Source organism: Rathayibacter sp. AY1C4 (assembly GCF_002932195.1).
Lineage (GTDB): Bacteria > Actinomycetota > Actinomycetes > Actinomycetales > Microbacteriaceae > Rathayibacter.
This window is the reverse complement of sequence record NZ_PSWE01000001.1, coordinates 195799-210523: the sequence shown is the minus strand read 5'-3', so window position 1 is coordinate 210523 and position 14725 is coordinate 195799. Positions and strand designations below refer to the sequence as shown.

Below are 14725 nucleotides of genomic sequence, written 5' to 3'. Positions count from 1 at the left end.
TCCGTCGGGCGGGGGCGGGGAGGAGCGATCCTCCCCGCCCCCGCCTCCCCGTCCGCACACCACTCCCCCCAACGAAGTGAGGCCCTGTTGGCCAGTCCCATCCTCATCATGCGCGACATCGTCAAGGAGTTCGGCGGCGGCGTCCGCGCCCTCGACGGCGTCTCGCTCTCGGTCCAGCCCGGCGAGGTCCACGCCATCTGCGGCGAGAACGGCGCCGGCAAGTCGACCCTGATGAAAGTCCTCTCCGGCGTGTACCCGTACGGCAGCTTCGAGGGCACCATCGAGTTCGAGGGCGAGGAGGCGCAGTACCGGTCGATCAACGACAGCGAGGCCGACGGCATCGTGATCATCCACCAGGAGCTCGCCCTCAGCCCCTACCTCTCCATCGCCGAGAACATCTTCCTCGGCAACGAGAAGTCGACCCGCGGCGTCATCAACTGGAACGCGACCAACGCGGAGGCGGCCAAGCTGCTCGCCCGCGTCGGCCTCGCCGAGAGCCCCGCGACCAAGATCCTCGAGCTCGGCGTCGGCAAGCAGCAGCTCGTCGAGATCGCCAAGGCCCTCGCCAAGGAGGTGAAGCTCCTCATCCTCGACGAGCCCACCGCCGCCCTCAACGACGAGGACAGCGACCACCTGCTCGGCCTGATCGACCAGCTCCGCAAGCAGGGCATCACCTGCATCATCATCAGCCACAAGCTGAAGGAGATCCGCGCCATCGCGGACACCGTCACGATCATCCGCGACGGCCGCACCATCGAGAGCTTCCCGATGGCCGGCGAGGAGGCGTCCGAGAGCCGGATCATCCGCGCGATGGTCGGCCGCGACCTCAACAGCATGTTCCCGCCGCGCGACCCGCAGATCGGCGAGGAGAAGCTGCGCGTCGAGAACTGGACGGTCCACCACCCCGTCGACATCAACCGCGTGGTCGTCGACGACGCCTCCTTCACCGTCCGCGCCGGCGAGATCGTCGGCTTCGCGGGCCTGATGGGCGCCGGACGCACCGAGCTCGCGATGAGCATCTTCGGGAGGAGCTACGGCACCGGCATCTCCGGCCGCGTCTACAAGGACGGCGAGGAGATCCAGACCCGCACCGTCGACGAGGCGATCCGCAACGGCCTCGCCTACGCGACCGAGGACCGCAAGCGCTACGGGCTCAACCTCATCGGCGACATCACCGTCAACGTCTCGGCCGCCGCGCTCTCGCGCCTGGCCCGGCTCGGCGTGATCGACAAGCACCGCGAGTACAAGGTCGCCGACTCGTACCGATCGAAGATGAACATCAAGGCGCCGACCGTCTCGGCCGTCACGGGGAAGCTCTCCGGCGGCAACCAGCAGAAGGTCGTCCTCTCGAAGTGGATCTTCTCCGGTCCCGACGTGCTGATCCTCGACGAGCCCACCCGCGGCATCGACGTGGGAGCCAAGTACGAGATCTACGGGATCATCAACGAGCTCGCGGCCCAGGGCAAGGCGGTCGTCGTCATCTCGTCCGAGCTGCCCGAGCTGATCGGCCTCGCCGACCGCATCTACACCATCTCCGAGGGACGGATCACGGGCGAGATCGATCGCGCCGACGCCACCCAGGAGCACCTCATGCACTACATGACCGCCGGAAAGGAACAGGCCCGATGAGCGCCACGACCACCACAGCGCCGGCGGACACGCCCGCCAACACGCCCTCCACCCCGCCCAAGCGCTCGCGCCGGCTGAACATCAACCTCCGGCAGTACGGCATCCTCGCCGCGCTGGCCATCATCATCCTGCTCTTCCAGGTGCTGACCGGCGGGCGCCTGCTCCTGCCCGGCAACGTCAACAACCTGATCCAGCAGAACGCCTACGTGCTGATCCTCGCGATCGGCATGGTGATGGTCATCATCGCCGGCCACATCGACCTCTCGGTCGGCTCGGTCGTGGCGATGGTCGGCGCCATCTCGGCGATCGCGATGAACAACTGGGGCCTGCCCTGGTGGGCGGCCGTCGTCGTCGCCCTCGTCACCGGCGCCGCCGTCGGAGCATGGCAGGGCTTCTGGGTCGCCTTCGTCGGCATACCGGCATTCATCGTGACCCTCGCTGGCATGCTGATCTTCCGCGGCTTCACCCTCGTCCTCCTCACCGGCGGAACGATCAACGGCCTCCCCACCGAGTTCACCGCGATCGGCGCCGGCTGGCTCCCGGGCGTCCTCGGCGGCATCGCCGGGCGCGACGCGCTCACCCTGGTCCTCGGCCTGATCGTCTGCGTCGTCCTCGTGGCCCAGCAGCTCCGCAGCCGTGCGACCCTCCGCCGCCTCGAGCTGCCCCGCGAGCCCATCGGCTCGCTGGTGGCGAAGTCGGCCATCGCCGTCATCGCGATCATGGCCCTCTCCTGGCTGCTCGCCGGCTACAGCGGAACCCCGATCATCCTGATCGTGCTCGCCGTGCTGATCCTCGCCTACAGCTTCGTGCTCGGCCGGACGGTCTTCGGCCGCCACATCTACGCGATGGGCGGCAACCTGTTCGCCGCGATGATGTCCGGCGTCAAGACGAAGTGGGTCAACTTCTTCATCTTCGTCAACATGGGCGCACTGGCCGGAGTCGCGGGCATCGTCAGCACCGCCCGCGCCGGCGGTGCGGTCGCCTCGGCCGGACAGAACTACGAGCTGGACGCGATCGCCGCGGTCTTCATCGGCGGCGCCGCCGTCCAGGGAGGCGTGGGCACCGTCGTCGGAGCCGTCATCGGCGGACTCGTGATGGGCGTGCTCAACATGGGCCTGTCCATCCTCTCGGTCGACGCGGCCTGGCAGATGGCGATCAAGGGCTTCGTGCTCCTGCTCGCGGTGGCGTTCGACATCTTCAACAAGCGCCGCGCCGGCGGCCGCTAGGCGAACGCCGGGCGCCGCCCAGCAGCGCTCCTCGTCCTTCTCTTCTACAGTTCTCGGGCGCGGCTTCTCCTCGGGGGAGCCGCGCCCGAGTGCATCCGAGACCCGTCGGGGTCCAGCGACAGGCAGGCGATCATGGCAGGAGCAGTCGGAGCCTCCAGCAACGCGCTGCTGCGCCGCACGAACCTCGCGAGCCTCGCGACCCTGGTGCACCGCTCCGGTCCCACCAGCCGCGCCGAGCTCGGCCGCCTCACCGGGCTGAACCGCTCCGCCGTCGCGAACCTGGTCGGCGAGCTGAGCGAGCTCGGCTGGGTGGCGGAGGAGACCACCGCACCGGACGGCCGCATCGGCCGCCCCAGCGCCACCGTCGTCCCCGGCGACCGGTTCGCGGCCGTGGGCGTCCACCTCGACACCGATGCGATCATCGTCGGCCTGGTCGGGCTGCACGGCGAGCTGCTGCGCCGCGTCCGCTTCGACACCCCCAAGCCCGCGAGCCCGGCCACGGTGGTCCGCGTCGTCACCGGGATCGTCGAGGGCTTCCGCTCCGAGCGGGAGTCGCTCCGCACGCTGGTCGGCGCGGGCGTCGCCGTCCCCGGCCTCGTCCAGGCCGACTCCGGCTTCGTCCACCGCGCCCCGCACCTGGGCTGGCGCGACGTCGACCTCGCCACCCAGCTGAGCCGCGCCCTCGACCTCCCGGTCGCCGTCGGCAACGACGCGACCCTCGGCGCCATCGGCGAGTCCCTCTTCGGAGCCGCGCACGGCGTGGCCGACGTCGTCTACGTCACCGGCGGCGCGGGCGGCATCGGCGGAGGAGTCATCATCGGCGGCGTCCCGCTCCAGGGCTCCTCGGGGTTCGCGGCCGAGCTGGGCCACACCCTCGTCGCCACGAACGGCCGCCTCTGCGGCTGCGGCCGGCGCGGCTGCCTCGAGGCCGAGGTCCGGATGCGCTCCCTCCTCGACGTCCTCGGCGCCCGCGTCCTCGACCAGGACGAGCTCGACATCGCCCTGGGCACCTCCCGCGACCCCGCCGTCCTGGGCGAGGTCGCCCGCCAGGTCGACCTGCTCTCGGAGGGCCTGTCCACCTACATCAACCTCTTCAACCCCACCGCGGTCGTGCTCGGCGGCTTCCTCGGCTCGCTGCTCACCGTCGACCGCGAGCGCCTCGCCGCCCGCGTCTCGGCCCGCGCCCTGAGCGACCTCGCGCGCGGCGTGCGGATCGAGCGCGCGGCCCTGCGCTCGAGGCTGGAACTCGTCGGCGCCGCGGAGCTACCCTGGCGGCGGGCGCTGGCGGATCCCGCCGCCGTCACCGGGGGCGCACAGCCGCCGGGTGGGAGCAGCAGCCGCGAGGACGCTCTGGGCGCCCGCGCCTGACCCCGGCACTCGAGTGCCGGCACCGCGTCGAGGAGGACGAGCATGGCCGACTGGAACGACACGATCATCGAGGAGTTCCGCGCGAACGGCGGGACCGTGACCACGGGCGGCTTCGGGAGGAGCCTCGTGCTGGTGCACCACCGCGGCGCCCGCTCCGGTGAGGAGCGCGTGACTCCCCTGATGGCGCTGCACCCCTCCGAGGACGTCTGGCTGCTCGCCGCGTCCGCCGCCGGTGCGCCCAAGCACCCCGCCTGGTTCCACAACATGATCGCCCACCCGGACCTGGCGATCGAGACCCCCGACGACGGCACCGTCGACGTCCGGGCGCGCGTCCTCGCCGGGGAGGAGCGCGACGCCGGCTGGGCCCGCTTCACCACCGCCTCCGCCGGCTTCCTCGACTACGAGAAGCGCACCGCCCGCATCATCCCGGTCGTGGAGCTCACCCGCCGCTGACCGCGAGCCGTCAGCGCAGCAGCACGGGCACCGTGTCCGGCGTGCTCCAGCTCAGCGCGATCCGCTCGCGGAAGCCGCCGCTGCGCAGCTCCGCCTCGAGCGCGTCGATCACCACGGGGAGCAGCGCGCGCCGCTCGATCAGCAGGTCGAGCACGAGCCGGTCGCCGGCCGTCAGCAGCACCGGGCCCGATCCGGGCAGCACCGCGATCCACTGGCACTCCCCCACCTGCACGCTCCGGTGCCGCCGGAGGCGTCGGAGCAGCTCGGGCAGCGCCTGCGTATCGAGGGCGGACACGTCGGCACGGAGGGCGATCACCCCGCGAGCGTGCCCGCGCCGGACGACCTCGCGCCGACCTCCCGGTGAACACCGCCCCTCCGCGGGACGCCGCCCGCGAGAACGACACGACAGGAGCCCGCCCCGCGGCGCACCGCACCCGGGAACGGGAGAAGCCCCCGACCGGACATCCGATCGGGGGCTTCTCCTCTGGTTCTCTCGAACCCGGTTCTCTCGAACTCCGGTTCTCGTGAACTCTGGTGCGCGAGGGGGGAGTTGAACCCCCACGCCCTTTCGGGCACACGGACCTGAACCGTGCGCGTCTGCCTATTCCGCCACTCGCGCTCACCAGCGGCACCGAAGCGCCGACGAGAAATCGTAGCATCCCCCGGCCCCGGAGCCGAACCGGCACCCGCCGCCCCGGGCCGGAGCTCCCCCGGGAGCCGCCACCGGGCCGTGCCGGTGAGAGCGCGCACACGGCACTCCGGCCGCGAAACCACCGCGGAGGATCGCGCATCCAGACCATCCCAGTAACATGCCCGTAGCCGTGCGCGGCGCAGACCAAGAAGAGGAAGCGGCGACGGGCGCGCAGACATCTCGATCCGTGCGCGACCGCCGAGAAGGCGAAGAACCGGAAGATCGGAAGACTGTGGGCATACTGGACAACTTCGAGAAGGGACTCGAGCGCGTCGTCAACGGCGCGTTCGCGCGGACCTTCAAGTCGGGTCTGCAGCCGGTCGAGCTCGCCTCCGCCCTCCGCCGGGAGCTCGACACCTCCGCCGCCGTGGTCAGCCGCGACCGCATCCTCGTCCCCAACAGCCTCGTCCTGCGGATGTCCGCGACCGACCTCGACCGGATGCAGCGCCTCGGCGCCACCCTGATCGACGAGCTCACCACGGTCGCCACCGAGCACGCCACCAAGCAGGGCTTCCGCTTCCCCGGCCCGATCGACATCTCCCTCGCCGTCGATCCGGCGCTCAGCGACGGCATGGTCGAGGTCGACTCCCGCAGCGTGAAGGGCACCGTCGCCTACACGCCCGTCCTCGACATCGACGGCCGGCGCCACCCGATCACGAAGGCGCGCACCGTCATCGGCCGCGGCAGCGACGCCGACATCACCGTCGACGACTCGGGCACGTCCCGCAAGCACGTCGAGATCCTCTGGGACGGCTCCCGCGCCCAGGTGCACGACCTCGGGTCCACGAACGGCTCCAAGCTCGACGGCCGGCCCGTCACGCAGGCGCCCCTGGCCCCCGAGCAGACCATCACGATCGGGCGCACCTCGATCGTCTACCGCGTCGTGCAGGGCTCCGCGCCCGCACGCACCGACCGCCCGTCGTCCGGCAGGGCAGCCGGACGCGGCTCCGAGGGATTCTGGGACGACCGGCTATGAGCGAGCTCACTCTCTTCCTCCTGCGCATCGCGTTCCTCGCGCTGCTGTGGTTCTTCGTGTTCGGCATCGTCTACGCGCTGCGCTCCGACCTGTTCGGGCAGCGCGTGCGCAAGCTGCCGCCCGGCGCGCAGGCCGCGTCCCCCGAGGCCCCGTTCGTGACGGCGGCCCAGCCCGTGGTCGCCGCGGCCGCCGCGGCTCCCACGCCCGCGCAGCCCGCCTCTCCGTCGGCCCCCTCGGCCCGGAGGAGCCGAGAGGCCGCCGCCGAGCGCGCCGAGCAGGGAGGCGCCGCCACGGTCCACACGGCGCAGCGCCTCGTGATCACCTCGGGCCCCAAGCGGGGCACCGAGCTCGAGCTGACCGGCGACCCGCTGACGATCGGCCGCTCCGCGGAGTCGACGCTGGTCATCCGCGACGACTACACCTCGACCCACCACGCGCGCCTGCTCCTCTGGAACGACGAGTGGATGATCCAGGACCTCGACTCCACCAACGGCACCTTCCTCGACGGCCGCCGCGTCGGCGCACCCACCAAGGTGCCGCTGGACACGCCCGTGAAGGTCGGCACCACCACCTTCGAACTGCGGCGGTCGTAGCGCGTGGCCCCCACTCCGGAGAGCGGCTCCGGCCACGGCGCGGTGCGCGAGAGCGCCGCCGTCTCGCACGTCGGCAGGATCCGCTCGAACAACCAGGACTCCGGCTACGCGGGCCGGCAGCTCTTCGTCGTCGCCGACGGCATGGGCGGCCACGCGGGCGGCGACGTCGCCTCCTCCATCGCGATCAAGCGCATCGCGGAGGCGGACCGCGTCTACGCCTCCACCTACGAGGCCGAGGACGAGCTCAAGCGCACCCTGCTGGCGGCCAACACCCTGCTGGCCGACGCCGTGGTCGACCACCCCGAGCTCACCGGCATGGGCACCACCGTCAGCGCGATCGCCCGCGTCGGCGAGTCGGTGGCGATCGCGCACATCGGCGACTCCCGCATCTACGTCCTCCGCGACGGCCGGCTCGAGCAGGTCACGACCGACCACACCTTCGTGCAGCGCCTGGTCGACTCCGGCCGCATCACGGAGGAGGAGGCGATGACGCATCCGCGCCGCTCCGTCCTGATGCGGGTCCTCGGCGACGTGCACACCAACCCCGAGATCGACACGCTCACGCTCGAGACCGAGCCGCACGACCGCTGGCTGATCTGCTCCGACGGCCTCTCCGGCGTCGTCCCGCACGACGAGATCCTCAAGGAGCTCAGCCGCGACGAGACCGCGCAGGAGGTGGCCGACCGCCTGATCCGCGACAGCCTCTCGCACGGCGCCCCGGACAACGTCACCGTCGTCGTCCTCGACATCCCCGGGGCGGGCGACACCGCGCGCATCCTCGCCCCCGTGGAGGAGCCGGTGGTCGTCGGATCCGCCGCCGCGCCCACGCCTTTCAGCACCGACGACTCGCAGAACCGCGTCCGGATCCCCGGCCTCCGCCTGCACACCCGGGCTCCCGCCGCGCAGGGCCCCACCCACTTCGAGCCCGCGTCCGAGGACTACCTCGACGAGCTGATCGAGGAGGACCGCCGCCGGCACCTGCGCCGCCGCATCACCTGGCTCGTCGGCCTGTCCCTCGTGCTCATCATCGGATTCCTCGGGATCCTCTTCGCCTACGACTGGACGCAGTCGCGCTTCTACGTCGGCACCGACGGGGACACCGTGATCATCTACCAGGGCATCCAGCAGTCGGTCGGCCCGCTCTCGCTCTCGGAGGTGAAGGAGGACACGGGCATCCCGCTCGACTCCCTCCGCGCCTACGACGTCGAGCAGCTGGAGCAGACGATCAGCGCCGACTCCTACGCCGGCGCGGTCGACATCGTCGAGCGCCTCACGGACGCGAACGGAGCACCATGACGGACGCCGCCACGGCCACCGCCCGCCCCGCCCCCGAGCGGCAGGGCTTCTTCCGCCAGAAGCTGCGCAATCTCGAGCTCCTGCTCTTGATCGGCGCATGCCTGATCGACGCCGGCGCGATCGTGCTCGTGCAGCTCGGCGCCCTCGGCTCGATCGACACCACGCTGGTCTCGCTGGGCGCCGGCCTCTCGGCGCTCGTGCTCGCCGTGCACGTCGTGCTGCGCTTCGCGGCCCCGGCGGCCGACCCCTTCCTCCTCCCGATCGCCACCGTGCTGAACGGCCTGGGCGTCGCCGAGATCTACCGGATCGACATCGCCGACGGCGCGACCGGCTGGGAGTCGGTGGCGGTGCGGCAGATCTTCTGGAGCGCCCTGGCCGTCGTGGCGGCGATCGTGGTGCTGCTGGTCATCCGCAACCACCGCGTGCTGTTCCGCTACACCTACGTCGCCGGGTTCGCGGCGATCGTGCTGCTCCTGCTGCCGCTCCTGCCCTTCATCGGCCGCGAGGTCAGCGGCGCGCGCGTGTGGATCGGGATCGGCGACGTGGCGAGCTTCCAGCCCGGCGAGATCGCCAAGATCGCCCTCGCGGTCTTCTTCGCCGGCTACCTCGTGCGCAACCGCGACTCCCTCTCGATGGTGGGCCGCACCGTCCTCGGGATGCGCTTCCCGCGCCTGCGCGACCTCGGCCCGATCCTGGTGGTCTGGGCGGTCACGATGGGCGTCATCGTCTTCCAGCGCGACCTGGGGACGGCGCTGCTCTACTTCGGCCTGTTCCTGGTCATGCTCTACGTCGCGACCGGGCGCACCGGCTGGGTCCTCATCGGCGTCGGCCTGTTCCTCGGCGGCGCGCTGCTGGCGAGCCAGACGCTCGACTACGTGGGCAACCGCTTCGCCAACTGGCTCGAGCCCTTCAGCGCCGAGCGCTACGGGGCGGATCCGGGCGGCAGCTACCAGCTCGTGCAGGGCCTCTTCGGCCTCGCGCACGGCGGGCTGCTCGGCACGGGCCTCGGCCAGGGGATGCCGGATCTCACGCCGGTCCCGCAGTCCGACTACATCATCGCCAGCCTGGGCGAGGAGCTGGGCCTCGCCGGGCTCTTCGCGATCTTCGGGCTCTACCTCCTGCTGGTCTCGCGCGGGTTCCGCATCGGCTTCGCCGGGCAGGACGACTTCGGGCGCCTCCTGGGAGTCGGCCTCTCGTTCGTGATCGCCCTGCAGTGCTTCATCGTCATCGGAGGCGTCACCCGCGTCATCCCGCTGACCGGCCTGACCACGCCGTTCCTCGCCGCCGGCGGCTCCTCCCTCGTGGCGAACTGGATGATCGTGGCGGTGCTGCTGCGCCTGTCCGACACAGTCCGCAGTCAGCCTCGTCTGGTGGTGTGATCCGTCGATGAACCGAGAACTCAAACGGGTGAGCCTCGTCGTGCTGACGATGTTCGTGGCCCTCTTCCTCTCCACCACCACCATCCAGGTGATCCAGGCCGACTCCCTCGACGAGGACGGCCGCAACACGCGGACCCTCTACGAGAGCTTCTCGACCGAGCGCGGTGCGATCCTCGCCGGCGGTCAGCCGATCGCCTCCTCGACGCCGTCGGACGACCTCTACAAGTTCCAGCGGCAGTACGCGAACGGCCCGCTCTACTCCGCCGTGACCGGCTACTTCACCCTGAACCAGGGCACCACCGGCATCGAGCGCACGCTCAACGACTACCTCTCGGGCACCTCGAACTCGCAGTTCTTCGACGAGATCAACAACCTCGTCACGGGCCAGGACCCGAAGGGCGCGTCGGTCGAGCTCTCGATCGACCCGGTCGCCCAGCAGGCCGCCTTCGACGCGCTCGGCGACTACACGGGGGCCGTCGTCGTGACCGAGCCGGCCACCGGCCGCATCCTCGCGATGGTCTCGAAGCCCACCTTCGACCCCACCGCGCTGGCCTCCCACGACACCGACGACGTCCTCGCCGCCTACCGGGCGCTGAACGACGACTCCTCCGAGCCCCTCGTGAACCGGGCCATCGGCGGCTCGCTCAACCCGCCCGGCTCCGTCTTCAAGCTCGTCGTGGCCTCGGCCGCCCTCGAGTCCGGCCGCTTCACCGCCGACTCGAGCTTCCCCAACGTCGAGTCGTACACGCTGCCCGGCTCCTCGTCGCAGGTGATCAACTCCGGAGGCGGTCTCTGCGGCTCCGGAGAGACGGTCACGCTGGCCACCGCCGTCTCGCTCTCCTGCAACGTCCCGATGGCCGAGATGGGCGTGCAGCTGGGAGCGGACGCGATCCGCTCGCAGGCCGAGAAGTTCGGCTTCGACACCGAGCTCGAGATCCCGATGTCGGTCGAGGCGAGCACGTACCCGACGAAGACGGACGACGCCCAGACGGCCCTCACCGCCTTCGGACAGTACGAGGTGCGTGCGACGCCGCTGCAGATCGCCATGGTCTCCGCGGCGATCGCGAACGGCGGCGAGGTGATGCAGCCGAACCTGGTCGACTCGATCCGCTCGCAGGACCTCAGCGTGCTGCAGCAGTTCCAGGAGAAGTCGCTCGGCCGGGCGGTGAGCACGCAGACCGCGGACGCCGTCAAGGCGATGATGGTCGCCAGCGTCCAGGGCGGCGCGGCGACGAATGCAACAATAGGGGGCGTCACTGTGGCCGGTAAGACCGGTACCGCCGAGAACGGCGGGGACGACCCGTACACCCTCTGGTTCACCGGCTTCGCGCCTGCGGACGACCCGCAGTACGCCATCACCGTGCTCGTGGAGAACGGTGGAGGGCTCGGCCAGACCGGGTACGGCAACCTGATCGCCGCACCCATCGGACAACAGGTACTAGAGGCGGTGCTGAACAAATGAGACCCACGACAGGCCTCACCTTCGGGGGACGCTACGAGCTGCAGTCCCGGATCGCCATCGGCGGCATGGGAGAGGTGTGGCAGGCGACCGATCTCGTCATCGGCCGCACCATCGCGATCAAGATCCTGAAGGACGAGTACCTCGGCGACCCCGGCTTCCTCGAGCGCTTCCGCGCCGAGGCCCGCCACGCGGCGCTGGTCAACCACGAGGGCATCGCCAACGTCTACGACTACGGCGAGGAGGACGGCTCGGCCTACCTGGTCATGGAGCTCGTCCCCGGCGAGGCGCTCTCGACCGTCCTCGAGCGCGAGCGCGTCCTGTCGACCGACAAGGTCCTCGACATCGTCGCGCAGACCGCGCTCGCCCTGCACGCCGCGCACGCCGCGGGCCTCGTGCACCGCGACGTGAAGCCGGGCAACCTGCTCATCACGCCGGACGGCCGCGTCAAGATCACCGACTTCGGCATCGCGCGCATCGCCGACCAGGTCCCGCTGACGGCGACCGGCCAGGTCATGGGCACGGTCCAGTACCTGTCCCCGGAGCAGGCGAGCGGCCAGCCCGCCTCCCCCGCCACCGACATCTACTCGCTGGGCATCGTCGCGTACGAGTGCCTGGCCGGGCGCCGCCCCTTCACGGGCGAGTCGCAGGTCGCCATCGCGATGGCGCAGATCAACGACACCCCGCCGGAGCTGCCGGTCACGGTCGCGGAGCCGGTGCGCAATCTCGTCTACTCCTGCATCGCCAAAAAGCCGGCCGACCGCCCCGCCACCGCCGCGCACCTCGCGCGGGCGGCCCAGGCGCTGCGCTCGGGCGACGTGCGCGGAGCGGCGCTGGCCGTCCCCGCGGTCCTCAGCGACCTGCCCGCGACGCAGGCGACCACGGTCCTCCCCTCCAACCAGGGCGCGACGCAGGCGACCACGGTGCTCCCCTCCGGCGCGCCCGCGGCCGCGGCCGCCGCTCCGTTCGTGCCGATCGAGGAGCCGCTCGAGGCCTCCGAGGAGCCGCGCAGGCGCAGCCCCTGGACCTGGCCGCTGATCGCCCTCATCGTGATCCTCGCCGTCGTCATCGCGGGCACGATCTTCGCCCTGACGACCGGCGGGAGCAGCGACCCGGCCGCCTCCCCCACCGCGACGACCAGCACTGCCCCGTCGCCGACGCCGTCCGAGACTCCGAGTCCCACGCCGACGCCGACCTCGAACACGGTCGTCATCGACAAGGCCGACTACGTCGGGCGCTCCTTCGACGACGTCGAGACCGAGCTCGAGGCCCTGGGCATGGGCGTCCGCCGCGCGGACGGCCCGAGCGCCCCCACCGCCGAGCAGGTCGGACTCGTCGAGGACGTGAACCCCACCGCGAACGTGGTGAAGGGCACGACCATCGAGGTCTCCGTCTTCACCGAGGTCGCGACCCCGGACGCACCGACCGCCGTGCCGACCGTCACCCCCGCCGCCTCCAGCGTCGAGGCGGGCGCGACGTTCAACGTCACCTGGAGCAACTACAACCAGTGCCCGAGCGGAACCTCCGTGAGCGGTTACCGGGTGACCGCGACTGGTGAGGGCGCGAACGTGACGAGCACCAACCCGTCGAACTCGACGACCGCGACGATCCAGGCCGGCACCACGGCCGGCACGATCGACGTCACGTACACCGTGCTCTGCGGCGAGTCGGAGTCGGCGGCCTCGCCCACCCTCTCCGTCACCGTCGAGGAACCGGCTCCGACCCCGGCGCCGACGCCCACCTCGAAGGCCACCTCGACGCCCACCCCCTCCGAGTAGCGGCGGCGCGCCGGGCCGGGGCACCGCTCCGGCCCGGCGCCTCGCGGCCGTCGCGTCGCGCCCCCGCCCGGAACACGAGGGGCCCATAGGTACACTTGCCGTGGCTCCTCGGGGCCGCACCACACGGAAGTACAGGGCGGGAGCGTGCGCGTGACGGATGAGGGTCGCCTGATCGCGGGACGGTACCAGGTCGGGCCCCGGCTCGGCCGCGGCGGGATGTCCGAGGTGTACCTCGGCACCGACACCCGGCTCGGCCGCACCGTCGCCATCAAGGAGCTGAAGCTCTCCCTCTCCTCCGACTCCGCCTTCCGCCTGCGGTTCCGCCAGGAGGCGCAGTCCGCATCGCGCATGTCGCACCCCACGATCGTCCGGGTCTTCGATGCGGGCGAGGAGGTCTCGCTCGACGACAACGGCGCCGAGTCGCGCCGGCCCTTCATCGTCATGGAGCACATCGAGGGCCGCCTCCTCAAGGACCTGATCGCCGAGGGCCCCCTCGACGTGGACGAGGCCGTCCGCATCACGGAGGGCATCCTCACCGCCCTCGAGTACTCGCACCGCGCAGGCGTCGTCCACCGCGACATCAAGCCCGGCAACATCATGCTGACCCCGTCGGGCCAGGTGAAGGTGATGGACTTCGGGATCGCCCGCGCCGTCTCCGACTCCGCCGCCACGGTCGCTCAGACCACGGCGATCCTCGGCACCGCGGCCTACTTCTCCCCCGAGCAGGCGAAGGGCGAGCAGGTCGACGCCCGCAGCGACCTCTACTCCGCCGGCATCGTGCTCTTCGAGCTCCTCACCGGCCGTGCGCCCTTCCGCGGCGACACCCCGGTGGCCGTCGCCTACCAGCACGTCAGCGAGACGCCGCCGGCGCCGAGCTCCATCAACCCGGCCGTCACGCCGGCGCTCGACGCGGTCGTCGCCCGAGCACTCTCCAAGGACCGCTACGAGCGCTTCCAGGGAGCTGCGGAGTTCCGCGACGACCTGCGCGACGCCGCCGCCGGACGCCTCCCCGACCACCGCCCGATCGACGAGCTGACCACCTCGCTCTTCGCGGCCCGCAGCCAGGGTGGAGTCAACGACTCCGAGCTCGCCCTCCGCCAGCTGGCCGAGGACAACTCGATCGTCCGCACCCAGCGCCGCCCGCCGGTCCTCTGGATCTGGTCCTCGATCGTCGTGCTGGCCGTGATCGTCGCCGCACTCGTGATCTGGGTGCTGACGCTCCAGCCCGCGTCGACCCTCCCGTCGCAGTCGCGCGAGGTCCCCACCCTCACCGAGACCACCTACGACAGCGCCCAGTCGACCCTGACCGAGCTCGACCTCGTGCCGAGCCAAGTCGCGGAGTACAGCTCGACCGTCCCCGAGGGCGAGGTGATCCGCACGGATCCGGGCTCGGGCACGATCGTCGCACCCGAGACGGTCATCCGCATCGTCGTGTCCCAGGGCCCGCAGCCCGTCGCCGTGCCGGACACCGTCGGGCAGAGCCTCGCTGAGGCCATCGACGCGCTCACCGCCGTCGGCTTCGTCGAGGGCTCTCAGACCCGCGAGAACTCGCCGACCGTCCCGGGCGACGTCGTGCTCTCCGCCTCCCCCGGAGCGGGCCAGCAGGTCGCCCCGGGCACGCCGGTCGACCTCACCGTCTCCTCCGGCCAGGTCACGCTCCCCGACCTCGTCGGGACGTCCCTCAGCAGCGCGCTGGCCACCCTCGCCTCCGAGAAGCTGCAACTCGTGGGGGTCGAGGTCCCGGACGAGACCTGCGACGCGACCCGGGCGAACCCGCCCATCACGACCCAGTCCCTGGCTCCGGGCGACGTCCCGCAGGGATCGACCGTCCAGCTCGGATACTGCGCGGGCTGACCCGGCCTGCAGCCCGCTGCGGC

The 14725-nt window shown here is 71.4% G+C and carries 12 protein-coding genes and 1 tRNA gene; 11 read left to right on the top strand and 2 right to left on the bottom strand.

What is annotated here, in order from left to right; translation table 11 throughout:
- Positions 1 to 108 precede the first annotated feature (108 nt).
- From mmsA to C5C99_RS00920, 4 genes are all read left to right on the top strand, one after another.
- Positions 109 to 1629, top strand: a complete 1521-nt coding sequence (gene mmsA / locus C5C99_RS00935) for a multiple monosaccharide ABC transporter ATP-binding protein (protein ID WP_104222653.1) — start codon at positions 109 to 111, stop codon at positions 1627 to 1629.
- On the top strand, positions 1626 to 2855 hold the full coding sequence (gene mmsB / locus C5C99_RS00930; RefSeq protein ID WP_104222654.1) for a multiple monosaccharide ABC transporter permease: 1230 nt from the start codon (positions 1626 to 1628) through the stop codon (positions 2853 to 2855). Before mmsA ends, mmsB begins: the two co-directional genes overlap by 4 nt.
- Before the next feature lie 132 nt (positions 2856 to 2987).
- Positions 2988 to 4223: an ROK family transcriptional regulator gene (locus tag C5C99_RS00925; protein WP_104222655.1), complete on the top strand. Its 1236-nt coding sequence runs from the start codon at positions 2988 to 2990 to the stop codon at positions 4221 to 4223.
- 42 nt (positions 4224 to 4265) lie between these two features.
- Positions 4266 to 4676 carry a nitroreductase/quinone reductase family protein gene (locus tag C5C99_RS00920; RefSeq protein ID WP_104339450.1) on the top strand — a complete coding sequence of 137 codons (411 nt, stop codon included), beginning with the start codon at positions 4266 to 4268 and terminating at the stop codon, positions 4674 to 4676.
- A gap of 10 nt (positions 4677 to 4686) precedes the next feature.
- Here the strand turns inward: C5C99_RS00920 and C5C99_RS00915 are convergent, their stop codons facing one another.
- Complete coding sequence (locus tag C5C99_RS00915) at positions 4687 to 4992, bottom strand: hypothetical protein (protein WP_104250258.1); 306 nt, start codon at positions 4990 to 4992, stop codon at positions 4687 to 4689.
- A gap of 216 nt (positions 4993 to 5208) precedes the next feature.
- Positions 5209 to 5295 (bottom strand) — tRNA-Leu (locus C5C99_RS00910).
- Between the two features lie 304 nt (positions 5296 to 5599).
- Here C5C99_RS00910 and C5C99_RS00905 point away from each other — a divergent pair.
- The 7 genes from C5C99_RS00905 to pknB all read left to right on the top strand — a co-directional run bounded on the left by C5C99_RS00905 (position 5600) and on the right by pknB (position 14702).
- Positions 5600 to 6343: a DUF3662 and FHA domain-containing protein gene (locus C5C99_RS00905; protein ID WP_104225775.1), complete on the top strand. Its 744-nt coding sequence runs from the start codon at positions 5600 to 5602 to the stop codon at positions 6341 to 6343.
- Entirely contained in the window at positions 6340 to 6936 is a 597-nt protein-coding gene (locus C5C99_RS00900) for an FHA domain-containing protein (RefSeq protein ID WP_104222659.1), read from the top strand. The genes C5C99_RS00905 and C5C99_RS00900 overlap by 4 nt, the downstream gene beginning before the upstream one ends.
- Before the next feature lie 3 nt (positions 6937 to 6939).
- Positions 6940 to 8232, top strand: coding sequence for a Stp1/IreP family PP2C-type Ser/Thr phosphatase (locus tag C5C99_RS00895; RefSeq protein WP_258063578.1), 1293 nt, complete (start codon positions 6940 to 6942; stop codon positions 8230 to 8232).
- A complete protein-coding gene (locus C5C99_RS00890) occupies positions 8229 to 9611 on the top strand; it encodes an FtsW/RodA/SpoVE family cell cycle protein (protein ID WP_104291953.1) in 1383 nt (460 codons plus the stop codon). The genes C5C99_RS00895 and C5C99_RS00890 overlap by 4 nt, the downstream gene beginning before the upstream one ends.
- 7 nt (positions 9612 to 9618) lie before the next feature.
- On the top strand, positions 9619 to 11073 hold the full coding sequence (locus tag C5C99_RS00885; RefSeq protein ID WP_104232999.1) for a penicillin-binding protein 2: 1455 nt from the start codon (positions 9619 to 9621) through the stop codon (positions 11071 to 11073).
- The gene (locus C5C99_RS00880; RefSeq protein ID WP_104339449.1) at positions 11070 to 12848 is read left to right on the top strand and encodes a protein kinase; all 1779 of its coding nucleotides are present in this window, start codon (positions 11070 to 11072) and stop codon (positions 12846 to 12848) included. The genes C5C99_RS00885 and C5C99_RS00880 overlap by 4 nt, the downstream gene beginning before the upstream one ends.
- A gap of 150 nt (positions 12849 to 12998) precedes the next feature.
- The gene (pknB, locus tag C5C99_RS00875) at positions 12999 to 14702 is read left to right on the top strand and encodes a Stk1 family PASTA domain-containing Ser/Thr kinase (protein WP_104222663.1); all 1704 of its coding nucleotides are present in this window, start codon (positions 12999 to 13001) and stop codon (positions 14700 to 14702) included.
- Positions 14703 to 14725 lie beyond the last annotated feature (23 nt).